The organism is Mycobacterium sp. E3251 (genome assembly GCF_001666835.1).
Taxonomy (GTDB): Bacteria; Actinomycetota; Actinomycetes; order Mycobacteriales; family Mycobacteriaceae; genus Mycobacterium.
The window spans coordinates 42,673-65,340 of record NZ_LZJF01000057.1 but is presented as its reverse complement, the minus strand read 5'-3'; the positions used below and the strand labels follow the sequence as shown (position 1 = coordinate 65,340).

The 22,668-nt window shown below is 68.7% G+C and carries 23 protein-coding genes; 11 read left to right on the top strand and 12 right to left on the bottom strand.

What is annotated here, in order from left to right; all coding sequences use genetic code 11:
* The coding region (locus A5697_RS07625) for an NAD(P)/FAD-dependent oxidoreductase (protein ID WP_068009403.1) at nt 1-1,594 on the top strand (1,594 nt) is incomplete at its 5' end.
* Nucleotides 1,591-3,219, top strand: coding sequence for an NAD(P)/FAD-dependent oxidoreductase (locus A5697_RS07620; RefSeq protein ID WP_068009402.1), 1,629 nt, complete (start codon nt 1,591-1,593; stop codon nt 3,217-3,219). The genes A5697_RS07625 and A5697_RS07620, both read left to right, overlap by 4 nt.
* Here A5697_RS07620 and A5697_RS27035 read toward each other — a convergent pair.
* From A5697_RS27035 to A5697_RS07595, 6 genes are all read right to left on the bottom strand, one after another.
* Nucleotides 3,100-4,260: a Zn-dependent alcohol dehydrogenase gene (locus A5697_RS27035; RefSeq protein WP_156673200.1), complete on the bottom strand. Its 1,161-nt coding sequence runs from the start codon at nt 4,258-4,260 to the stop codon at nt 3,100-3,102. The genes A5697_RS07620 and A5697_RS27035 overlap by 120 nt on opposite strands.
* A gap of 56 nt (nt 4,261-4,316) precedes the next feature.
* Nucleotides 4,317-5,714 carry a DUF2252 domain-containing protein gene (locus tag A5697_RS07615; protein WP_068009398.1) on the bottom strand — a complete coding sequence of 466 codons (1,398 nt, stop codon included), beginning with the start codon at nt 5,712-5,714 and terminating at the stop codon, nt 4,317-4,319.
* A 77-nt stretch (nt 5,715-5,791) separates the two neighbouring features.
* A complete protein-coding gene (locus A5697_RS07610) occupies nt 5,792-6,631 on the bottom strand; it encodes an SDR family oxidoreductase (protein WP_082953287.1) in 840 nt (279 codons plus the stop codon).
* A 35-nt stretch (nt 6,632-6,666) separates the two neighbouring features.
* Complete coding sequence (locus A5697_RS07605; protein ID WP_068009396.1) at nt 6,667-7,959, bottom strand: sodium:proton exchanger; 1,293 nt, start codon at nt 7,957-7,959, stop codon at nt 6,667-6,669.
* A 261-nt stretch (nt 7,960-8,220) separates the two neighbouring features.
* Entirely contained in the window at nt 8,221-9,039 is an 819-nt protein-coding gene (locus A5697_RS07600; RefSeq protein ID WP_068009394.1) for an SDR family NAD(P)-dependent oxidoreductase, read from the bottom strand.
* Nucleotides 9,040-9,453, bottom strand: coding sequence for a nuclear transport factor 2 family protein (locus A5697_RS07595; RefSeq protein ID WP_068009392.1), 414 nt, complete (start codon nt 9,451-9,453; stop codon nt 9,040-9,042).
* Nucleotides 9,454-9,632: 179 nt separating this feature from the next.
* On the opposite strand from A5697_RS07595, the gene A5697_RS07590 reads away from it, so the two are divergent.
* The 4 genes from A5697_RS07590 (at nt 9,633) to A5697_RS07575 (ending at nt 13,755) form a co-directional block, all read left to right on the top strand.
* On the top strand, nt 9,633-10,496 hold the full coding sequence (locus A5697_RS07590; RefSeq protein WP_067944438.1) for an IclR family transcriptional regulator: 864 nt from the start codon (nt 9,633-9,635) through the stop codon (nt 10,494-10,496).
* Nucleotides 10,497-10,505: 9 nt separating this feature from the next.
* The gene (locus A5697_RS07585; RefSeq protein ID WP_068009390.1) at nt 10,506-11,435 is read left to right on the top strand and encodes a LysR family transcriptional regulator; all 930 of its coding nucleotides are present in this window, start codon (nt 10,506-10,508) and stop codon (nt 11,433-11,435) included.
* 111 nt (nt 11,436-11,546) lie between these two features.
* A complete protein-coding gene (locus A5697_RS07580; RefSeq protein ID WP_082953288.1) occupies nt 11,547-12,935 on the top strand; it encodes an MmgE/PrpD family protein in 1,389 nt (462 codons plus the stop codon).
* A gap of 55 nt (nt 12,936-12,990) precedes the next feature.
* A complete protein-coding gene (locus tag A5697_RS07575; RefSeq protein ID WP_068009385.1) occupies nt 12,991-13,755 on the top strand; it encodes a DUF2127 domain-containing protein in 765 nt (254 codons plus the stop codon).
* 2 nt (nt 13,756-13,757) lie between these two features.
* On the opposite strand, the gene A5697_RS07570 is transcribed toward A5697_RS07575, so the two are convergent.
* A complete protein-coding gene (locus A5697_RS07570) occupies nt 13,758-14,372 on the bottom strand; it encodes a PaaI family thioesterase (RefSeq protein ID WP_067944626.1) in 615 nt (204 codons plus the stop codon).
* Between the two features lie 41 nt (nt 14,373-14,413).
* On the opposite strand from A5697_RS07570, the gene A5697_RS07565 reads away from it, so the two are divergent.
* Nucleotides 14,414-15,265: an SDR family oxidoreductase gene (locus A5697_RS07565; RefSeq protein WP_068009379.1), complete on the top strand. Its 852-nt coding sequence runs from the start codon at nt 14,414-14,416 to the stop codon at nt 15,263-15,265.
* Between the two features lie 305 nt (nt 15,266-15,570).
* Nucleotides 15,571-16,170 (top strand): bifunctional 2-polyprenyl-6-hydroxyphenol methylase/3-demethylubiquinol 3-O-methyltransferase UbiG, encoded by a 600-nt coding sequence (locus A5697_RS07560; RefSeq protein ID WP_068009410.1) that lies wholly within the window; start codon nt 15,571-15,573, stop codon nt 16,168-16,170.
* On the opposite strand, the gene A5697_RS07555 is transcribed toward A5697_RS07560, so the two are convergent.
* The gene (locus A5697_RS07555) at nt 16,150-16,755 is read right to left on the bottom strand and encodes a CGNR zinc finger domain-containing protein (protein WP_231972000.1); all 606 of its coding nucleotides are present in this window, start codon (nt 16,753-16,755) and stop codon (nt 16,150-16,152) included. The genes A5697_RS07560 and A5697_RS07555 overlap by 21 nt on opposite strands.
* A gap of 84 nt (nt 16,756-16,839) precedes the next feature.
* Between A5697_RS07555 and A5697_RS07550 the strand changes: the two genes are divergently transcribed.
* Both A5697_RS07550 and A5697_RS07545 read left to right on the top strand, forming a co-directional pair.
* A complete protein-coding gene (locus tag A5697_RS07550; RefSeq protein ID WP_067944638.1) occupies nt 16,840-17,535 on the top strand; it encodes an SDR family oxidoreductase in 696 nt (231 codons plus the stop codon).
* A 239-nt stretch (nt 17,536-17,774) separates the two neighbouring features.
* Nucleotides 17,775-18,233, top strand: a complete 459-nt coding sequence (locus A5697_RS07545; RefSeq protein WP_067944628.1) for an SRPBCC family protein — start codon at nt 17,775-17,777, stop codon at nt 18,231-18,233.
* A gap of 18 nt (nt 18,234-18,251) precedes the next feature.
* Here the strand turns inward: A5697_RS07545 and A5697_RS07540 are convergent, their stop codons facing one another.
* The 3 genes from A5697_RS07540 to A5697_RS07530 all read right to left on the bottom strand — a co-directional run bounded on the left by A5697_RS07540 (nt 18,252) and on the right by A5697_RS07530 (nt 21,093).
* Nucleotides 18,252-18,998: a methyltransferase domain-containing protein gene (locus A5697_RS07540; protein WP_068009377.1), complete on the bottom strand. Its 747-nt coding sequence runs from the start codon at nt 18,996-18,998 to the stop codon at nt 18,252-18,254.
* Between the two features lie 78 nt (nt 18,999-19,076).
* The gene (locus A5697_RS07535; protein ID WP_068009375.1) at nt 19,077-20,453 is read right to left on the bottom strand and encodes an adenylate/guanylate cyclase domain-containing protein; all 1,377 of its coding nucleotides are present in this window, start codon (nt 20,451-20,453) and stop codon (nt 19,077-19,079) included.
* A 40-nt stretch (nt 20,454-20,493) separates the two neighbouring features.
* A complete protein-coding gene (locus tag A5697_RS07530) occupies nt 20,494-21,093 on the bottom strand; it encodes a TetR/AcrR family transcriptional regulator (protein ID WP_068009372.1) in 600 nt (199 codons plus the stop codon).
* A gap of 105 nt (nt 21,094-21,198) precedes the next feature.
* Between A5697_RS07530 and A5697_RS07525 the strand changes: the two genes are divergently transcribed.
* Nucleotides 21,199-22,161, top strand: coding sequence for an oxygenase MpaB family protein (locus A5697_RS07525; protein ID WP_068009371.1), 963 nt, complete (start codon nt 21,199-21,201; stop codon nt 22,159-22,161).
* A 28-nt stretch (nt 22,162-22,189) separates the two neighbouring features.
* On the opposite strand, the gene A5697_RS07520 is transcribed toward A5697_RS07525, so the two are convergent.
* On the bottom strand, nt 22,190-22,630 hold the full coding sequence (locus A5697_RS07520) for an SRPBCC family protein (RefSeq protein ID WP_231971999.1): 441 nt from the start codon (nt 22,628-22,630) through the stop codon (nt 22,190-22,192).
* Between the last annotated feature and the right edge of the window lie 38 nt (nt 22,631-22,668).

The window sequence follows — 22,668 nt, the reverse complement described above, 5'->3', positions numbered from 1 at the left end:
CATCGGCGCGGGCTTCGGTGGGCTGCTGACGGGGGTGCGGCTGCGCCAGCTCGGCGTGCGGAGCGTGCGGCTGATCGACCGGGCGGCCGACGTGGGCGGCACCTGGTACTGGAACCGGTATCCCGGAATCGCCTGCGACGTCGAGTCGTACGTGTACATGCCGTTGCTGGAGGAGCTCGGCTACGTTCCCACCGAGAAATATGCCAAGGGACCGGAGATCTTCGCGCATTGCCAGCGCATCGCGCGGCACTACGACTTGTACCGCGACGCGCGCCTGCAGACCGACGTGCGTGAGATCCGTTGGGATGTCGAAGAATCGCGGTGGATCATCCGCACAGACCGGGGCGATGAGATGCGGGCCCGGTTCGTGTCCATGGCCAACGGCTATCAGGCCAAGCCCAAGCTGCCCGGCATCGAGGGCCTCGGGGCCTTTCGCGGGCACGCGTTCCACACCAGCCGGTGGGACTACGCCTACACCGGAGAGAACCTCGAGCGGCTCGCCGACAAGCGCGTGGGCATCATCGGTACCGGCGCCACGGCGATCCAGTGCGTCCCGCACCTCGCCGGGGCGGCGCGGCGACTTTACGTCTTCCAGCGCACGCCGTCATCGGTGGACGTGCGCGCCAACCGCGCCACGGATTCGCAGTGGGCCAGCACATTACGGCCGGGCTGGCAGCGCGAACGCATCGAGAACTTCCAGATATTGACGGCGGGCGGTCAGGCCGACGAGGACCTGGTCGCCGACGCCTGGACAAGCATCACCCGCAAACTGCCGGTGATGCGTCATGACGGGGACGGCGGCGTGGACCCGGCGCAGCGCGGCCACGACATCGAGATCGCGGACTTCGCCAAGATGGAGGAGATCCGGGCGCGGGTCGACGGCATCGTCACCGATCCGGCCACCGCGGAGGCGCTCAAACCGTGGTACGGGTATTTCTGCAAACGACCCTGCTTCCACGACGAGTATTTGGAGACCTTCAACCGGGGCAACGTCACGCTGGTCGACACCCGCGGCCGCGGCGTGCAGCGCATCACCGATTCCGGTGTGGTCGTCGACGGTGTGCCCTACGAGCTCGACTGCCTGATCTTCGCAACGGGATTCGAGGTGGGCACCGACTACTGTCGGCGCACCGGTTTCGAACTGATCGGCCGCGACGGCGTGTCGCTGACCCAGCACTGGGCCGACGGGGTGCGCACCTTCCAGGGCCTGTGCACGACGAAGTTCCCAAATTGCTTCATCGAAAGCATCGCCCAGGCGGGCCTGACGGTGAACTTCCCCTACCTGCTCGACGTGCAGGCGACCCACGCGGCGTGGATCATCGCCTGGGCGCTCGAGCGCGGCGTCACCGAGGTCGAGGCGGCACCCGCCGCGGAGTCCGCCTGGGTCGACACCGTCGTCACCCGCTCGGCGGCGAGCGCCGAGCGCGCCCAGACCTGCACGCCCGGCTACTACAACCGGGAGGGCAAGGCGGACAACAAGACCCGCCAGGGCAGCTTCTTCTTCGGTGCCCCAACCGAGTACGCCGACATCCTGCAGGCATGGCGCGCCGACGGTGGCCTGGCGGGCTACCTGATTCGCGGGGGCAGCCCGTGACCAGTAGGCAGGCCCGCTGGCGCTACGGCATCGGCCGGCTGCGGGCGGCGACCCGCCGCGGACGCCCGCCCAGGGTGGCGATCATCGGTGCGGGGTTCGGGGGCATCGGCGTCGCCGTCGCCTTACGCCGGGCCGGGATCGACGATCTAGTCATCATCGAGGGCGACGACGGCGTCGGCGGGACCTGGCGGCGCAACACCTATCCCGGAGCCGCGTGCGACGTGCAGAGCCACCTGTACTCGTTCTCCTTCGCCCCCAACAAATCCTGGAGCCGTACTTACGCCCGCCAGCCCGAAATCCTGGCCTACCTGGAATCGGTGGTCGACGACTTCGACCTGCGCCGCCACCTGACCTTGCGGACTCACGTACGGCGGGCGCGATGGGACGAGGGCGGCCGGCAGTGGGAATTGCAGCTGCAACAGGCGAATAGCGACACCGTCACCACGCTGCGTGCCGACGTGGTGGTCAGCGCCGTCGGCCTGTTCGGCGCCCCCAAACTGCCAGACATCGAGGGACTCACCGGTTACCGCGGCCACTTGATGCACACATCTGCGTGGGATCCGGGGGTGGACCTGTCCGGCCGGCAAGTCGCGGTGATCGGTACCGGCGCCAGCGCGGTGCAGGTGGTCCCCGAACTCGCTCGAATCGCCGCCGGTGTCACCGTGTTTCAGCGAACGCCGCCCTGGATGGTGCCCAAGGACGACCGTCCCTTCAGTGATCAGGAGCTGGCGAGGTTTCGCCGCCACCCGTGGGCGGTTCGCAGGGAACGATGGCGAGTCTGGAAGCAATTTCACGACTTCGCCGGCAACGCCGTCGAAGACCCGCGGGTGGCGAGTCGCTCACGGGTCGCGACGTCGTTCCTCGAGCGCACCGTTGCCGACGAGCGACTGCGCCGGGCGCTGACGCCCGACTATCCATTCCGATGCAAGCGGGTGCTACTGGGCGACGACTACTATCTGGCGCTACAGAAGGACCACGTCGATCTGGTGACCGAACCGATCGCGCGAGTTACCGAGACGTCGATCGAGACTGTCAGCGGCGGGTCGATAGGCGCCGACGCGATCGTGTGCGCCACCGGATTCCAGACCAGCCGCTACCTCGCCGGCATCGAGGTGCTCGGACGAGGCGGCCAAAGTCTGCACGAGCGCTGGGGTGACGACCCGAGTGCCTACCTGGGCGTCGCGGTCAGCGGTTTTCCGAATTTCTTCATGCTCTACGGCCCGAACACCAACCAGGGCGGCAACTCGATTGTCTACATTCTGGAGGCCGCCGCGCGTCTGGTTGCCAGCGCGGTCAGCCGGGTGGCGCGCACGGGCGGCTACGTGGACGTCCGCCCGGAAGCCGAAAAGCGCTACAACGACCAGCTTTCCGCGGATCTGGAGCGCACCATCTGGACCCGGTGCGACAGCTACTTTCGCTCGCCCACCGGCCGCATCGTCACCCAGTGGCCCTACACCGAGCTGGAGTACGCCCGCCGGACCTGGCGGCTCCGGTCGCGGGACTGGCTACTGGCCCAGGCCGAAGTCGATGACCCCGCGGACCAGGCGGCCTGCAGCCAGATCGGCGTAGGCGTCGTTGATGTCGCCGAGCCGGTAGCGCTGGGTGATCATCTCGTCGAGGAGTAGTCGACCCGACTCGTACAGCGTGGCCAGCAGCGGGATGTCGCTCTTGGGATTGCACGAGCCGAACACCGTGCCGCACAACGTCTTGTTCATCAGGATGAAGTCTTGCAGGGCGACGGCGATCGAGACCGTCGCGGGCACCGGAAGCCCGGTCAGCACGCACGTGCCGCCCTTGCGGGTCAACGCCAGCGCCGTCCCGACGTCGGCCTCGCCGATCATGGTGGGGGAGACCACGACCGCATCCGCCATCACTCCGCGCGTCAGGTCGCGCACCAGCTCGAGCGCGTCGGTCGCCGTCGCGGCGACGTGGGTTGCGCCGAAAGTCATAGCGGAGGTGCGCTTGAAGTCGCTCACGTCGACCGCGACGATCCGGGCCGCGCCGCTGATGCGCGCGCCCTGAACGGCCGCGGTTCCGATGCCGCCGGTGCCGATCACCACCACCGTGTCGCCGCCCCGTACCCCGGCGCGCCGGGCCGACGACCCGTACCCGGTGGGCGCCGCGCACGCCAGCAGCGCGGCGGGCACCAGGGGAAAGCTCGGGTCGATCTTGACCAGCGAATTAGCCGCCACGACAGTGTGTTCGGCGAATGCACCGATCTTGGACACGTGGCCGAGGTCGCGGCCGTCGGCGGTGTGATGGCGAAAGGTGCCGTCCGTCGGCATGCCCGGCGCCAGGGTCCCCGACCCCGTGTCGCACAGGTACTCCATCCCCGAGGCGCACCAACGACACTGGCCGCAGACCGCGACGAAGGATGTCACCACGTGGTCGCCCGGCGCGAATCCGGCGACGCCCGCCCCGACATCGACGACCACGCCGGAGCCCTCGTGGCCGCCGATCGTCGGCGACATGGCGGGTAACCCCAAGGCGCGCAAGGTCTCTGGCGGCGCGGCCAACTTCCCCTGCCGGATGTGTTCGTCGGAGTGGCAGAGCCCGCACGCGGCCAGCCGCACCAGCACCTCGCCCGCCTTCGGCGGATCCAGCTCGAATTCCTCGACGGTCCAGGGGTGTCCGTACTCATAGAGGATGGCCGCGCGGCTTCGCATCGACTGGTGCCGCCTTTCTGCCGGGGTGTTCGAGTGGGGCCGCGCCGGGCAAGTTGCTACCGGGCGGGGTCCGCCGCGACCTCGATGTCGCCGGCCGCGGCCGCGGCCTTCAACTGGTGGAAATCGTCGAGCGACTTGTCGGCGTAGACGTAGCACCATTCGGCCACCGCGGATTGCACGATCCCGCCAGAGCCGACGTATCCGCGCAGCAACGAGGCGTTCGCACTCTGGGAATGGGCCCGGGCCAGGAGCACCGCGCAGGCGGCGACGTAGTCGCTAAACGTGGCGGCCGCCATGCCCTCGGTCTCGATCGTGCCCTTCATGTCGTGGAATTGCCGGACGTAGTAGTCGCGGCCGTCCTTGCGGGTCGGCCCGAGAAACACGTCCGACATCGCCTGCAGTATCCGCTGCCCATCGACGACGCGCATGCCCTGGCCCTTGGCCTCGATGGCGGCCGTCAACATGCGCGGTTGAGGCCAGCCGCCGTATTCGTCGAGCACTGACCGGGTCGCCTCCTTGATCTGCAGGATGAGCGGTGTGGCGTTGGGTCCCACCAGGATGACCAGGAAGCAGCGGGTGCCGACGCTGCCGACGCCGACCACCCGCAGCGCCACGTCCGTGACGCGAAAGTGTGACAGCAGCAGCGCGATGTCGGCGGGAACGGTGGTCAGGTACTCCTGAATCGATTCCACCAGAACGGCTTCGGCGTCCTCATCGAGGTGCTGCAGGACCGGTGGCGCCTCCCGCAGCCGCGGCGTCCCGTCGGCGCCGACCTCGGTGAGCTGCCTGAAGAGCCGCGCCGACGTCCGGCTGCGAGCCCGGGATGTCGTCTTTTGAATCACGCCGAGCAGGCCCTTGGATACCGTCTCGGCGTGGCGTTCCGGCTCCACACGAAGGTAGTAGCGGTCCAGGACGTCCATCGCGAGCATGGACTGCAGGCTGGACTGGTAGCCGGCCAGCGCCTGCCCGACGCAGCGGCGGATGGCCTTGGCGGGATAGCCCGCATGGCGCCCGCCGACGATCGCGCTGGTGATCAGGCGCTTAACGTCCCATTCGGCCGGGGCGACGGCTGCCTCGTCGAAGTCGTTCAGGTCGAACACTATTGAGCGATGCGGCGCCGCGTACATTCCGAAGTTGGACACGTGAGCGTCGCCGCAACACATCACTTCGATCCCGCTCGACGGGCTGGCGCCCAGGTCGGCGGCCATCACCGCGGCCGACCCGCGGTAAAAGGAGAACGGGTCGGCGAGCATCCGGGCGAACCGCAGCGGGACGAGTTCTGGTACCCGATCGGCATTCTGAGCCACCAGGATTTCGGTGGCCGACTTCCCGGACGGGGTCAGCTGTGCGAGCGTGCGCCGTGGCACGGCCTTGCGCAGCGCGCGGCCGCGCGCCTCGTCCTGGTCCGGGACCTCGAGATCGATCAGGCGTTCACGCAGCACCGGTTGCGGCATCCGCTCAGCATAGGTAGCGCGGCCGCGCCGGCGGCGGGCATTGCCGCTGAAACGAGTTGGTGTCGGGGGATCCGGTGTCAACCGGTGGCAGCGGCCGCCCTGGCGCGCTCGGTCATCGAGGCGATCACGCCTCCGTCGTTGAGGATGTCGGTGCCGGTCAGGTAACCCGCCTTATCGCTGGCGCAGAAGGCGAGCAGCTCGGCCATCTCTTCGGGCTTGCCCCAGCGCGGCACCGCGGCGTTGGTGACCATCGCGCCGGCGCCGGCCTGCTCCTCGAGCCGGCCCATCTCGGTGTCGATGGACCCCGGCGAGACCGAGACAATGCGCAATCCGCGCGCGTTGAATCGCTCCGCCTGCGACTGGCTGTACCACTTCACGAAGCTCTTGCTGACGGCGTAGGCGATCCCGGACCGCGCCTCCTCGGGCACGACGTTGCAGGTCGTCATCATGGCCTCCAAGAAGGCGTCGGCGTCCCGCAGCGCCAGCGGAAATTGGTCGACCGGAACCATTTCCGCCGGGAGCAGATGGGCCGCCATCGATGCCACGTTGACGATCACCGCGCCCTCGCCGGCCGCCGCGTAAAACGCTTCGTTCACGTTGAGCGTGCCGAGCGCGTTGGTGCGCATGACGTAGTCGGCGGCGCCCATGCTCGGGCTGACCCCCGCGGTGTGGATCACCGAGGCGAGCGTCCCGAGGTTGTTGGCGGTCTTGAGCAGGTCTGCGACCGCCCGCCGGTCGGTGACGTCACAGTCGACGGCCGTGGGCGCCATCCCGAGCTCTTGCAGCGCTGCGGCCGCGTTCTCCAGCCGGTCCTGCCGGACGTCGCAGAGGACCACGATGTGGTCGCGGCCGACGATCTTCGCCGTGGCCAGCCCCATGCCACCCGCGCCGCCTGTGATCACCGACACTCGATCCATAACGTGGACCGTATACGGCGAGGGTTCGTCGGTGGTTACGGGTCCGGCACCGGATGGTGGGGGTGACCGCTGTGCCGGACGGCCGTACCGAAGAACGGCGCCCGGACGGTGGCCGCCAGGTAGCGGCGGTAGCGGATCAGTGCGACGACGGCCACCGCGGTGTAGACGCCGCAGAGCAGCAGCCGGCCGTGCGTCGAGGCGATGGGGAATTGCACGACGAACAGGCCGAGCAGCGTGCATGCGGCGGCGCGCTGGAAGCGCAGGGCCAACAACAGGGTCACTCCCATCAGGGTTTGGGTGGCCGTGAGCAGCACTTCCTCGACCTGACGCGAGTCGAGCTGCAGCGAGAACCCCCCGCCGCCGAGCAGGTGGGCGATCGGCAGCGACCCGATCAACAGCGTCCACTGGTTGACCTTGGAGGAGATCAGGGTGGCGATGGCCGCCGTGCCCTTGCCCCGGGCGGCGAAGATGGTCGCCACGATGAACTCAGGGGCCTCCGAGGCGAGCGGGGCGAGCCACTGGACCAGCAGGAACCGGTCGATGCCCAGTTCGGTGCCCGCGGCGACCAGGTTGTCGGCGAACGGCTTGGCGCACAACAGGATCACCGCGCCGGATGCCAGGAAGAGGCTGACGACGACGACGCGCCGACGACGATCGGGCAGCTCCCCGAGGGCGGCTGCGGTTCCGATCAGGTCGGGCTCCTCGACGTCGCCGTGGCTGACCTTGTAGAGGTAGAACCCGAACCAGGCCAGCAGCGCCAGCCCCAGCCCGAAGTGGATCTGCCCGCTCGCCGGTATCGCGAATGCGATCACACCGGCGACCAACAGGAATCCGAGTTCGAGACGGTTGGTTGGTTGCAGCGCCAGGCCGGTGGCCTTCGCGGAACCGGCCCTGCGGGCCACCACGATGCTGACCAACACCACGACGGGCCAGCCAAGGCCCATCAGCAGCCGGTTGGACCCGGTCATGTTGGCGGCCGCGTATTGCGTGTACTCCGCGTTATGGCCGGACACGTAGGCGTAATAGAGGTCGACGGCGTACTCGGGCAGGACCGCGATCAGCGCCAGTATCGCGGTCGCCATCCCACCGGAGACGTCGATCTGCGCGGTTTCGGCGGCCCACGCGAGCAGGAAGCTGGCCGACACCACCGCGGCCCCGAAGATCAGCAGCGCGACGACCGGGTCCGGGTGCAGGCCTGCGAGTCGCGTCACCACCGCCGGGACGACGAACGCCGTGGTGATCAGTGCCGAACGTGCCAGGGTGCGACGCCGCGAGCGTTCTGCCGTTGCGACCGCGGTGGCGGGCCTGTCGGAGGCGAGCATCGTCATCCTTCGATACGGAGGGGTGGCGAATGAGGCGGCTACTCCGGATGAGGCAGCCGTGCCGAACGATTACCCAAGTTACCCGCGCAGCCGGTCGCCAGCAACGTCGTCGCTCAGCGGAGCGCCATCGTGGCTGATCGCATCTTTGCTGGCTAACGGGCTGTGCCGGGAAAGTTAGGGTGACCTGATCCCGAAGTTTGGCAAACCTGCGGCCGCACAAATCGCTCCCTGCGCAGTACGACGAGCCGCGAGGCGGGGAGGTTCCCGCTACCTATCGGGGCCCATGGCCGCGGCCGCGGCTTGGGCGAACAGCGCGACGGCCTGGTTGCGGGTTAGCGACGCCAGCATTTGCTCGGCGGCGCGCATCATGTCGCCGACCATCAGGGTCGGCCCGTTACCGAGATTCTCGAACGCCTCCGCGATGACGTCGGCAACGTCGGCCGCGCCCGGCGGCACCTCGTCGAGCGAACCGATCTGGCCGCGGCTGTGTTCGAGTTGCCGCAACGCGGGCGTGTCGGTCTTGCCCAGGATGAGGCCGAGGACGTCGACGCCCTTGTCGTGCAGCTCGGCCCAGAGCGCTTCCGCGAAGACCATGTCGAAGGCCTTCGAGGCGCCGTAGGCCACCATGTTGGCGCCGCCGGCCAAGCCGGCGCCCGACCCGAAGAGCACGATCCCGCCGCGGCCCCGCTCGACCATGGGGGCCGCGAAGTGGTGGCACAGCTGCATCGGCACCATGCAGTTGCGTTGCACCATCGCCTCGGCGGCTTCGACCGGATTGGCGAGGAACGGCTCGAAGTTCGGGTCGGCGCCCGCGCAATACACCAGGAGGCCAACCTCCAGGTCGCTGGTCGCCGCGGCGATCGCCGCCGCCGCGCCCGGCTCGGCGAGATCGATGGCCAGGGCCCGCGTGGACGCCGCCGTTTCCCGCTCGATCTCGGCCGCGACTTCATCGAGGAGGGCCTGCCGGCGCGCGATCAGCACCACGTTGATGCCACGCTCGGCGAGCGCGCGGGCGAACGCCGCGCCCACTCCGTCCGAGGCGCCGGCGACCAGCGCCCACGGGCCGTACTTGGCTGCGAACGTCATCTAAGTGCTCCCCACTGTCGTCAGGCGCACCTGGGTGTAGCGCCGGCGGGCGATGCGCCAGCCATCACGGGTGCGCACGATCTCGTCGTCGTAGTAGCCGATCGCGTTGACGCCGGAGTTGTTGTCGCCGGCCATGATCAGCCCGTCGATGTAGGTCCGCGCCGTGGCCTTATCGCCGTCGATCGTGATGGCCTGGTTGGTCAAGCGGTGCAGCGTGTGCCCGGCCAGGGCGTGCACCCGCTCCATGAAGTCCGCGACGGCGTCGACTCCGGTCCACGACCCGATCTCGCCGTAGTCGAGCTCGCAGTCGGCGGTGAACACGGTGCGAAACAGCGGCCAGTCGCGCCGGTCTATTCCGGTGGCGTAGCGCACCAGCAGCTCCGAGATGTCTTGGCGGTCATCACGTTCGGTCATGGCAGGTCTCCGTTCGGGTGAACCGCGATCCACCGCGGGCCGTCCCTTAACGAAACCGCACGCAATGCGTTACTCTCTCGGATAGTCGAAGAAAAACCTCGAAAATATTCGCCTTACTCTAAATCGTATGGCAGAGGAGTCAACCCATTCGCGGATCGACGTCTGCGCCGACCGCCCGGGTGCTCGACGTTGTCGAGCTCCTGGCCCGGTCCGGGAATGCGCGGCCGCGGTTCTCGGACATCGTGCGCGAGCTCGGGCTCACCCAGGCGACCGCGCACGCGATTCTGAAGACGCTGTGCGACCGGGGGTGGGCCAGCCGCGATCCGGTCACCAAGACTTTCACCCTCGGGCCTGCGTTGGCCGTCGTGGCGGCGCGGACGGACACCGCCCGGCCGCTCGCGCACGCGGCCCGTTCCGTGGCACTGCGGTTGTCCGGCGAGGTCGGCTACGCCTGCTCGGTGGTCGAGCGTTTCGGAGACTCGTTGGTGGTCACCGCTTTTGAGGGCGAGCCCGCCACTCAACCGTCCGGAATTCCGGGCGATCGGATCCCGTACGCGCCGCCCTTCGGGGTCGCACTCGCCGCGTGGGACGACGACGAGCACCAACGCGCGTGGATCCGCCGCGGTGCGGGCAACAATCCCGATCGCGCCCGACGGCTCGAGCAGGTGCTGGAGCACACGCGCGAGCGCGGCTACGACGTCGACTGGACCACACCCGCACTGGCCCAGGCGGTGCAGGTGGTCGGCACGCTGGACAGCGATGAGATGCCCACGCCGGTGCGGCACATCTTGGATCAGCTGCTCGTCGAGTTCACCACCATCGGCTTCCTCTCCGATGACAACCCGGGACGGCGCAAGCAACCCGTGGTGACCATCGCCGCACCGGTTTTCGAGGACGGCCGGGTTGCGCTGATGGTGGCCGTCCATCCGCTGTGCCCGCTGTCGGCGCGGCAGATCCGGGTCATCGGCAAACGCCTGACGGACGAAACGACGGCGATCAGCCTGCCCCCGCCGCGGCCGGACGCGGTCGATCGTGCCGTCTAGGCTCGGCGTATGGAACTGCGGCAGGTGCGCTACTTCGTGGCCGTCGCAGAGGAGTTGCACTTCGGCCGCGCCGCGCAACGCGTGCACATCTCCGGACCGGCCCTGTCGCAGCAGATCATCTCGCTGGAGCGCGAACTGGGTGCCGACCTGTTCGTGCGGGACCGGCGGAGCGTTCGGCTGACCGAGGCCGGACGGACCTTCCTTCCGGATGCGCGCCGAATCCTTTCGCTGGCCGACGATGCCAAGCACCGGCTGCGGCAGGCCGCCGCGCGCAGCACGCCGGTGCGCCTGGGTTACGTCAGCTGGCTGCCGGAGGGCATCACCACGATGCTGGGACCGGCGGCGGATGTGCGCCTCGACGAATGGGTGCTGCCGTCGCACGCGCAGGCCGACCGCGTGGCCGAGGGCACCCTCGACATCGCGCTGGCATGGGTCACCGCCGGCCAGGTCGAGGAGCGCGGCCTGACGGCGCACCTGCTGCGGACCGAGGCGCTGCACGCGGTCATGCCCGGCATGAGCTCGGCGAAACCCGTTGCCGCGCAACGAGTCAGCGTGCTGATCGACGCGGACGAATCGGCATGGTCGTCCTGGAACCGGTACGCCAAGGAGTTCGCCGCCCACACCGGTGCCCGCGTCGTCCCCATCGACGACGGCGGCATCGCCGGCGACGCGTTCTACGCGCACGTGCGAAGGGTCGGCGGGCCGGTGCTCGCGTCGCCCAAGCGCCACACCGCGGCGCTCCCGCCCAGCCTGGGTCAGCGTCCCGTCGCCGAACCGGTGCCGCTGTGGACGTGGTCGCTGCTGCACCGCCGCGACGACGACCGCGCCAGCGTGCGCGGCGCCGTGGAAGCGCTGCTGGCCGTGGCCCGCTCCCGCGATTGGCCGGCCCCTCCCGCCGGCCCGTGGTGGGCGCCGGCCGACGACCCCCACCTGCGGTGAGAAGTCTCACCGAGCACTGGTAGGAGAACGGTCCTGGACGGCGGGCCGGCGCTGGGCTTCAGTGAAAGTAAGCAGCCCGGAAGGCGAAAAGGCATGGCAGAGAACTACCTTGTGGATGACCTGGCCGGATTCGTCGTCGGCGCCGAGTGGGCCGATCTGACCGAGCGTCCGCGCGCGCTGATGAAACGCAATGTGCTCGACAGCGTCGCGTGTGCCGTCGGTTCCCTGGACGGGAAGCTCGTCGCGTCGATTCGCGAACACACCGACCAGTTCAGCGGAGTGCCCACCGCGACTTTGGTGGGCGGCGGACGCGCGTCGGTGGACCAGGCCGCGTTCTTCAACGCGGTGCTGGTGCGCTACCCCGACCTGCTGGACACCTATCTGACGGTCGGCGGCCTGTGTCATCCCGCCGACAATTTCGGCGCCGTCCTGGCCGTGGCCGAGCACACGGGAGCCAGCGGGGCGGACTTCCTGCTGGCGCTGGCGGTCGCCTACGAGGTGCAGTGCCGATTCAGCTCCCAGGTGCCGGTCATGGCCCGGGGTCTCAATCACGCGTTGCAGCTGTCGATGTCGGTGGCGGCGGGCACGGCCAAGCTGCTCGGTCTCAGCGTCGAGCAGACCGCCAACGCCATCGTGGCCGCCGCGACCGACAATGTGTCGCTGGCGACGGTGCACGCCGAGCCGGTCTCGAACTGGAAGGGCATCTCGCCTGCCATCACCGGCATGCGCGCGGTATACGCGACCATGCTGGCCGGCCGCGGCGTCACCGGGCCCAGGTCGCTGTTCGAGGGTCCACACGGCCTGGTGCAGCTCTTCGATCAGCCCATCGACCTGGCCACCACCGACCGGCGGCTCACCTGCGTCGAACAGACCTACCTCAAGCAGTACTGCGCCCTCATCCACGGGCAGGTCGTGATCGACGCGGTCCTGGGCCTGCGCGCCGAGAACAACCTGTGCGGCGAGGACGTCGCACGGGTGACGCTCGAGGTCTTTCAGGGCGCGTACGACTTCGCTGGCGGGGGAGCCTACGGCGGCAAGGACGATCCGCGCACCAAGGAGCAGGCAGACTACAACCTCAAATACCTCAGCGCGGTGGCACTCCTCGACGGCGGGGTGGGCCCCGAACAGCTAGAACCCGAACGGGTTTCGCGGGCCGACGTGCGGGACCTGTTGACGCGTGTCGACGTCAAACCGGCCGCCGACCTCACCGCCGACTATCCTCGACGCACGGCGGCCCGGGTGCACCTGGTGACCCGCGACGCGCGGGAATTCGACCGCGAGCAAGCCGATTACGAGGGGTCGCCGACCCGCCCCATGTCCTGGGAACGCGTCGTGGACAAATTTCATTGGCTGGCCGAGCCGTTCTGTGACGAAGCGCTGCGCGCCGAGATCGTCACGGCCGTGGATCGCCTCGACGAGAGCCCCGTCGCCGAACTCACCGGCCTGCTGGGTGCGGCGAGCCCGACCGCCCAACGGCCACGCACCAAGTCCCGATTCTGACGCGCGCCGTGCGCGCCCCCTTGCGTCGCCCGCTGCCCGCGGTCGATGATCGGCCATGCGCAAAGATCAGGGCGGCAATCGGTGGGAGCTGGTCACCTGTGCGGTCGCGGGCCACGCCACCTACGCGCCCGACGAGGAGGACCTCGCCGCGCGGCTGAGCGGCAGCACCGGGTTGGGTGAGGTTTGGCGTTGCCTGCGCTGCGGGGAATTCACCGTGGGCGACCCGCACCGGCGGGGTCCGGCCGAGGACGCGCCAATGATCATGCGCGGCAAGGCGTTACGCCAGGCCATCATTATCCGGACGCTCGCGGTGGAACGCCTGTTCCGGGCGGTGGTGATCGCGCTCGCCGCGTATGCGGTGTGGAAGTTTCGCGGTGCACGGGGCGCGATTCAGGCCACCCTCGAACGCGACCTGCCGATCTTCCGCGCCGCCGGGTTCAAGGTCGATCAGATGACGATCGTGCACGAGTTGGAAAAGGCGCTGGCCGCCAAGCCCTCCACCCTGGCCCTGCTGACGCTGATGCTGGCCGCCTACGCGCTGCTGGAGGTCGTCGAAGGCGTCGGCCTGTGGCTGCTGAAGCGCTGGGGCGAGTACTTCGCGGTGATCGCCACCTCGGTGTTCTTGCCCCTGGAGATTCACGACCTCGCCAAGGGCATCACGATGACCCGGCTGGTCACCTTCACCATCAACGTGGCCGCCGTGATCTACCTGCTGTTCTCGAAACGTCTGTTCGGCTTGCGTGGCGGCCGCGAAGCCTACGACGAGGAACGGCGCGGCGAGCAACTGCTCGATGTCGAGAAGGCCGCCGCCAAAGCCTGACGTCAGGCCGGTGGCTGCCTGGGGTGGATGAAGATTCCTTCCGCCTCGACGGTGACGCCGTGCTCGTCGGCCAGGTGACCAACGGCGAACGTCTTGACGCCCTCGGTGCGCTCGACATGCGCCTGCACGCGCAGCGGCCGCTCCAGCTCGGTTCGGCGCCGGTAGCGCAGGGTGAGGGTCCCGGTGTAAGCGGGCCGGCCGGGCCGGTGCGCGGTCGCCCCGAGCACATGGTCGAGCACCAGCGCGCAGATGCCGCCGTGCACATGGCCGGGCGGTCCCTCGTAGGCCGCGCCCAGCGTGAATTCCGACCAAACCACGCCGTCGGGCTCGTGGTGGACCACCAACGGCGGTGCCACCGGGTTGCGCACACCGACCACCGCGTTGCCCCACGCGACGGTCTGGCCGTCGGGCAGGTAATGCACGCCGACGGGTCCGGGCTGCGCCGCCTCGCCCAATTCGGCTGCGGCCGCGTCGATCTTGGCCTGGGCCGCGGCCACCGCCGCGGGTTCCGCTTCGGTGCGGATGCTGACGTCGATGAGCCGGCGGATCGACGTGGCCAGCGGCGCGTAGACGGACTCGAGCCGGCCGAGGTCGATACAGGGCGTTTGGTCATGCATCCCGGCAACCTAACAGGACGGCGGCTGGTAAGAACGGAGCGATGGGCACTTATGCGGTCACCGGATCGGCTTCCGGAATGGGCCACGAGACCGCGCGGCGGCTCAAGGCCGATGGGCACACCGTGATCGGCGTCGACATCAGGGACGCCGATATCGTCGCCGACCTGTCCACGCCGCACGGTCGCAAACAGGCCGCCGACGGCGTGCTGGCGGCCGCGGACGGCAAACTCGACGGTGCGGTGCTGGCCGCGGGCCTCGGGCCCAGCCCAGGTCGAGAGCGCCTGCGCCAGATCGGCCAGGTCAATTACTTCGGCGTCGTCGAACCGCTCGTCGCCTGGCGGCGGGCGCTGGCGGCGGCCGAAAGCGCGAAAGTGGTCGTCGTGGGGAGCAATTCGTCGACGACGGTGCCGCTCGTGCCGCGCCGGACGGTGAAGGCGCTGCTCGCCGATGACGCCGACAAGGCGCTGCGGTCGGTGCGCCCGTTCGGTCCGGCGGCCTCGACGATGATGTATGCGGCGTCGAAGATCGCCGTCAGCCGCTGGGTGCGACGGCACGCGGTGCTGCCGGAATGGGCGGGCTCTGGGGTGCGCGTGAACGTCCTGGCCCCGGGGGCCATCATGACGCCGTTGCTGCAGGAACAGCTGGCGAATCCGCGGCAGGCCAAGGCCGTGCGGTCCTTCCCGGTGCCGCTCGGTGGCTTCGGCCAGGCGGGGCACATGGCCGACTGGATGTGCTTCATGCTGTCGGAGTCCGCCGAATTTCTCTGCGGGAGCGTAATTTTCGTCGACGGCGGCACCGACGCCTATTTCCGTGCCGACGATTGGCCGAAAGCGCCGCCGGCGCACGGGTTGCCCGGCTACTTGCGGCGGTTCAGACGTCCGCCGACTGTGTGACCAACGGCGGGTGCTGCGGCGGGTGTGGGTCGCGCCACAATGCGGCTTTTCGTGGCGTTCACCCCGGCGCGGCGCATCCGTAAAGCGGGCGCGGTGGAATTCAATGATTCGGCGCACAGGCCGAACAGACGAAGGATCGAAACCGTGGCAACACTGCCGTCCTGGATCAGCCAGAGCCCTGCCAACTTCGACATGGTGACGCCCATCAAGGCGCGGGCCTGCGACGCGTGGCAGGCGGTGCGCAGAAGCGCGCCACCCCGAACACGCACCAACGTGACGCTTATGCAGAGGGGCGTCGAGCGCTGCTGACGGCGCCCAATTACTGGAACCACAACAGCGCGTATCACGGCTGGCTGGTCCAACTCGCGGCGCGCCACGCCGGCGATGTCCTGGATGTGGGGTGCGGTGAGGGGCTGCTGGCCGAGCGGCTGGCCTCGGTGTCGCGCAGCGTCGTCGGCATCGATGCCGACCCATCCGCGATCCGTCGGGCCAAGGATCGACTGCAGTCCGCAACCAACGTGTCGGTGCGGCGCGCTCGATTCGAAGCCTTTGAGGCTCAACCACATTCGTTTGACCTCATCACCTTCGTGGCGAGCCTGCATCACCTGCCGCTGCGTGAGACGCTGTGCAAGGCGCGCGAAATGCTCAGGCCGGCAGGAGAGCTCGCCGTCGTCGGTTTGTCGGCCAACAAGACCGTCGGCGACTGGGCATGGTCCGCCCTGTGCACACCGGCGGCGCGCGTCGGGTCGTTACTGCATCGGGAGACGCGCGGCATCGGCGTTGCCGTGGCCGATCCCCGGGAAAGTTTGCACGAGATCCGTCGGGTAACCGCGGACGTGCTGCCGGGAGCGCTCATTCGGCGAGGCCTGTACTACCGGTACCGCCTACTGTGGCGAAACCGCTGAGCCGGTCACGCGCTCGCGTTCGCGTCGGCGGGCCCGGGACGCGCGCAGGTTGGCGGCGTTGCCGCACGTTTTGACGTCGTGCCATACCCCGCTGTTGTTTTTGGAGCGGTCGTAGAACGTCGACCCGCAGCGCGGGTTATGGCACTGCTTGATGCGCCGCCAGGTGTCGTCCTGCTGACTGAGCAGAATCTCGGCCCACAGCGCCGAGGCGAGCCAGCGCCAGCCCGTGCCGCTGGGCTCCAACCGCACCTCACCGGCATCGGTGACCACGAGGGCTGCGGGGACGGCACTTCGTCCACCGGGTGCCTCGCCGACGACCAGGGAATCGATCCTGGCCCGTAAGGCGCGCAGCTTGGCCAGGTCCGCGTCGTCGAACGTGGGCACCGGCGCGTCCATCCCGCGGGCGGCCGACCAGGCGTGCACCGCGTCCGCTACCCATTCGCCGGCGAGCGCGGGGTCGGCGAGCAGGTCCGGTCCGTACCCGTCGATGCCCCTCGTGTTGAGGAAGTCCTGAACCAGGCCCAGGCCTCCCGGTGCCGGGATGATGATGCCGTAGCGCTGTGACGCAGGCCATGGAATAGACATAGGTAAAGAATACTTGACTATGTCGTCGCCGGCACGACGGTGACAGAATCAAAATCGATACAGCTACGTCAAGGAGTGCGGATCATGGTCAACATCAAGGGGTCGACGGTCGTCGTCACCGGCGGACAGCGCGGGCTCGGCAAGGCCATCGTGGACGAGTTGTTGCAACGCGGCGCTGCCAAGGTGTACGCCACGGCGCGGACGCCCAAACCGAGTACGGATCCGCGGGTGGTCGGTGTCGAGTTGGACGTCACCAAGCCGGAGTCGGTTGCGGCCCTGGCCGTTTCGGCTCCGGATGCCGGCATCGTGATCAACAACGCGGGTGTCCTCGGCGCGCGGACGCTGCTCGACAGCGACATCGAGGAAGTGCGCGCGGTGTTCGAGACGAATTACTTCGGCGCGCTCCGCGTCGCCAAGGCGTTCGCGCCCATCCTGGCGGCCAACGGTGGCGGGGCCCTCGTCGACATAGCCTCGATCTTGTCCTGGATGCCCGGCTCCGGTGGGTACGGAGACTCCAAGGCGGCGTTGTGGTCGACGACGAATTCGTTGCGGATAGAACTCGAGAAGCAGGGCACCCTGGTCGTCGCCGCGCACCTCAGCTTCACCGACACCGACATGACCGCGGGCTTCACCGCCCCCAAGAACGACCCGCGCCAGGTGGCGCGCGCGATCGTCGACGGCATCGAAAACGACGACACCGAAGTGCTGGCCGACGACGACACCCGCTACGTCAAGGCGGCGCTATCGGGACCGGTCGACGCGCTGCCCCGGATGCCGTGAGCATGAAGGTCTGCCCGAAGGCAGATCCCCGTCCTGCGACGGTGGGTCAAGCAGGCCCTTGCGGATGGCCTCGCCCAAAAATGGGCTTGCTGCACTTCGGGCAGACCACCGGGTTGTCCCGGCATCACCACGGTCGCATCCCCGGGCCGGCGCTTCGACGGCCGAAGGTCCCCGATGCTTCGGCCGAAGGTCACATTCACACCGTGCCCCGCCGACCGTCCGCGTGTTTGGATAGCGATATGTCCGACACGGAAGCAGAACGCATCGTGAGCGCCACGCGCGTCATCGCGGCCAACGCCGCGCGGATTTTCGAGCTGATCGCCGATCCCTCCCGCCACCCCAGCTGGGACGGCAACGACAACCTCGCCTCGTCCGCTCCGGGGCAGCGGGTGCGTGCGGTCGGTGACGTGTTCAAGACGACGCTGACGAACGGCGCCGTGCGGGAGAACCACGTCGTCGAATTCGTCGAGGGCAGCAAAATCGCCTGGTGCCCAGCCGAACCCAGGAGACAGCCGCCCGGTCACCTCTGGCGCTGGGAGCTCAGCCCGGTGAACGCCGAACTCACCACGGTGACGCACACCTACGACTGGACGGCGCTGACCGACGCCACCCGCCTCGAGCGCGCCCGCGCGACGACACCGGACATGTTGCGCGAGTCCATGGACCGGCTCGCGGTGGTCGCGCAGACGCCCTCCTAAGGCCGAAGCGCGCCGGACTCAGCCGTTCTTGCCGCGGACCCACTGCACCGTGCCGAGGTTCTTCACCCGCACGCTGAGGAACCCGTGGTCTTCCAGGATGTCGGCGATCTCGTCGTCGTCGAAGACATGCGCCCCCACGTTCGGCAGCCTCTGGAAGAGCCGGGCGGCCGGGCCGACGGTGGGGACCATGACGGCGAGCCTCCCGCCCGGTCGCAGCACCCGCGCCATCTCGCCGAGGGCCGCCGCCGGATTCGGAACCAGCTGCAACACGGCCGTCGAGATGACGACGTCAACCGTGTCGTCGCGCAGCGGAAGTCGTTGCGCGTCAGCCTTGATGAAGCCGACCTGCGGCCCCGCTTCGTTGCGGACGGCGCGGGCGAGCATGGCCTCGGAGATGTCGATCCCCAGGGCCAACCCGTCCGGACCGGCCGCGCGCGCCAGGGAGGCGGTGACGTTGCCCGGGCCCGAGCCGACGTCCAGCGCGATGCCGCCCGGCGGAATGTTCAACCACTCGAGGGGCGTCTGCCACGCGGCGATCAGCCGCCGCGACAGGGCCTGGGCGTTGTCGTAGAGCATCGACCCGATCGGTGACGCCCACGCGGCCTGGATCGGTCCGGTGTTTTTCGCGACGCGGTCGCCCTCGTCGGCTCCGCTGCCGAGCAGATCGAGGTAACCCTTGCTCACGTCGGGATCCGCCGGCGGATCGGCGAGCAGATCCAGCGCTCGCCGCAGCGCGGGAGGCAATGAGACATGCACGTCAGTCATGCGTACTCCTTCGAGTGAAAAACCAAGCTGTGCGCCAGAACTCGGATCAGGGGCCAGCCTACGCCGAGCCGCGCCTGCTCACCGCCGGACGATCGCGTGCTCGCGCACCAGGGAGTACAGCCGCCACTGGCCCGGCACGCCCTTGAGCGCGGTCTCGCCGCGGTCGCCGAAGCGGTGTCGCGACCCGGTGACGATGTCGCGCAACGTCGAGGACACCAGCACTTCGCTGGCGCCGGCGAGTGCCGCCACCCGCGCGCCGATGTGCACGGCCATACCGGCGACGTCGTTGCCGCGCACCTCCACTTCGCCCGCGTGAATGCCCACCCGCACCTCGATGCCCAGCACGCGGACCGCGTCGACGATGGCGTCGGCGCAGGCGATCGCGGCGCTCGGGCTGCTGAATGTGGCGACGAATCCGTCGCCGGCCGTGTTGACTTCGCGCCCGGCGAACCGCTGCAGCTCGTGGCGCACCAGGGTGTCGTGGTTGTCCAGCAGATCGCGCCAGCGGTGATCGCCGAGCAGTGCGGCGCGCTCGGTGGAGCCGACGATGTCGGTGAACACGATCGTGGTGAGCAGGCGCTCGGCGTCGGAGCCGCCGCGCACGCCGGTGATGAACTCCTCGATCTCGTCGAGCAGGGGCGCGGTGTCGCCGACCCAGTACAAGGTGTCCTCGCCCGGGCACTCGACGAGGCGCGCCCCGGGGATGTGCTCGGCGAGGTAGTGCGCGTGCCCGATGGGACTGAAGCCGGGGTTGTCGCGATGCAGGATCAGGGTGGGCACGGCGACGCGGGGAAGCCGGTCGCGGACGTCGCCCTCCCTGACCTTGTTGATGAACGCGCGGGCCATGCTGGGCGACGCGGCCCGGTTGCCGGCCATGTCCCACCACGCACGGAACGCATCGTTGTTCGCAGCGGAGGGAGCGATGATGCCCAGCATGTCGAAGCCCTGCTCGACGGCGTCCGGCTCCATCCCGACCGTCGTGAAGCGATCGGCGTCGTCGAGGTCACTGCCGATGGGGTAGTCGGGACCCCGCAGGGTGCGGGCCGCGCCGTTGGCAATGACGAGGCTGTTCACCCGGTCGGCATGGTCGGCCGCGAGAACGACACCGGCCAACGAGGTGAAACCCGGGGCGAAGACGGTCGCACGCTCGCATCCCACCGCGTTCATGACCGCGATGGCGTCCTGCGCCCAGGACTCCGGGCCGAGCATGTCAAGCGACGGCACCCGCGAGGACAGGCCGATGCCGCGCTGGTCGAACCGGATCACCCGGCAGAACGATGCGAGCCGGCGATGAAAGCGGTACATCGACGGCTCGAGGTCGACGCAGTCGATGGGGATTAACGGGCCCGGCAGCACGAGCAGGTCGATCGGGCCATCGCCGAAGACCTGATAGGCGATGTCGATCTCGCCGCAACTGGCGTACCGGGTCCGCGGAGCCGCAGAACTCCCAGCCACGCATTCAGGCTAGTGCAGGTCACCGACAAGCCGGAACGGCTCAACCGCGGATGATCGGCACCAGATAGCGGGCGGCGTACTCGCGGACGGCCGCGGGATCCGACGTGTCGAGCCGGTCGGTGGGAAACACGATGATGCCCAGGGCGACGCGAAGCAGGATGTCGGCGATGTTGATCAGGTCGCGTTCGGGGATGTCGGCACCGCACCGGCGGAGGGTGTGCGCGATCCCGTCGGCGAACTGACCGATGGGGAAGGCATTCGAGCGGGAGAACATCCCCAACAACTCCGGTTCGCTGTCCACGATCCGGGAGTACAGCGGGGAATCGTGGACCAGGCGCACGCCGAGCGCGAACGCCTCGATCACGGCCTGCTGCGGATCGCAGCCCGCGGTGGCCCGGTCCAGTGTGGTGAAAAACGACTCGGCCTCACGGCGCACCACATGCCCGAACAGGTCGTCCTTGGTGGGGAAGCGCCGGTAGACGGTGCTGCGGCTGACGCGGGCGCGCGCGGCGATGTCCTCGATGTTGGCCCGGCGCACACCGTAGGTCTCGAACACGGCGCGCGCGGTGTCCAGGATGGTGCGGTCCAGGTCGGTGAGCGAATCCGCTGCGAGATTGCCGCCAAGGCTGTGGTTCGGCATGGATCACGACCCCCACTGCAATCTGGCCGCGCGGTTGCTAGGCTGACACAAAGATACGAGTTTGTGTCATTGATTCGCAAGGACGTCTGTAGCGGGGAGGGGAGCATGACGGCCCACGACGACGAACTGGCCGCCGCGACCGTCGGATCCCGATTCGACACCGGCGTTCGGGAAGCGTTGCCCATGCCGGTCGACGGGCCGGTCGGCGAGGCCGACGGCCTGACGCGGCTGGGGCCCGAGTCGCTGATCTGGAAGTTCTACGGGGACAACCGCACCCAGTTCTTCGGGTTCCAGCGCACCGCCGGGGTCGAGAACTGCATCGAGCAACTGGCCCAGGGCGTGCTCGACCACTCGGTGGTCTTCAGCGACACCTTGGGGCGGGCCAAGCGGACCGCGCCACCGCTGATGAAGACCGTCTACTCCGACGAACCGCGCGAGTGGGGCCGCAAGGTCCGGGACTTCCACAAGACGATCAAGGGCACCATCAGTGACGGCTCGCGGTATCACGCGCTGAATCCGGAGCTCTTCTACTGGGCGCACGCCAGCTTCGTCGACCAGGTCATCTACAACGCCGATACGTTCATCCGCCGGCTGTCCTTCGCGGAGAAGGAGCAGATCTTCAACGAGGGCAAGGTGTGGTACGGCCTCTACGGCGTCAGCGACCGCGGCCAGCCGCAGACCTACGACGAGTTCCTCGCCTACTGGGACGAGATGCTCGAGCGGTTCGTCCCGCATAAGACCGTCTTGTACGGCACCGGCTACATCAGGAAGGGGATCCCGGGCCCGCGCTGGATCCCGCGACCCGTCTGGAAGGTGTTGTCCGCGCCGCTCAACGCCTACACCCGACTGGTGTTGGTCGGGACCATGCCGCCGCAGATGCGCGAGGTCTGCCAGCTGGAGTGGAATGCGAAGAAGGAGAAGCGGTTTCAGCGGTTCGCCGCCGTAATGCGCGCCCTCAACCCGCTGATCAACCGGCTGCCGGTCGGGGTGATCTATACCCCGTGGGCGGCCAGCGCGTGGCGGCGCTCGGGCATCGACCCGCGCCGGCTGCACAACCACGCCCGCTAGGACGGGAGGCGCCGTTTCCGCTCGGTGCTCAGGAGCGGCGTTCGGCTGCGGCGATGCCGCCCTTGAGGAGCTCGTCGATGACCTTCTTGAACACCGGCAGCATCAGCCAGTCAACACCGGGGATCTTCAGCGTTGACCGTAGATGCCAGCTGACCTCGGTTCCCCCGCCTGCTGCACACAGCTGGACCGTGCCGACGTGGTCCCGGGTCGGTGCGCCCGAGAGCATCTTGTACGCGTAGCGGGTGGGCCGCTCATACTCGATGATCTCCTCGACGAACGGGGGGCCGATGGCCACCAGGCGTCTGATCGCGCCGACGCCGTTTGGGGCGGGGGTTCCCTCGCGATCGAGCGTGCTGCGCCGGAATGCCCAGACGTAGTCCGCGATTCCGCGGTGGTCGGTCATGGTGTCGAACACGGTCTCGATCGGCGCCGTGGAGGTCCGGGTCAGGGTGAACTCGATCATCCGCATGCCCAGCTTCCGATACGGCCTGCCGGTATCCAGTTGTC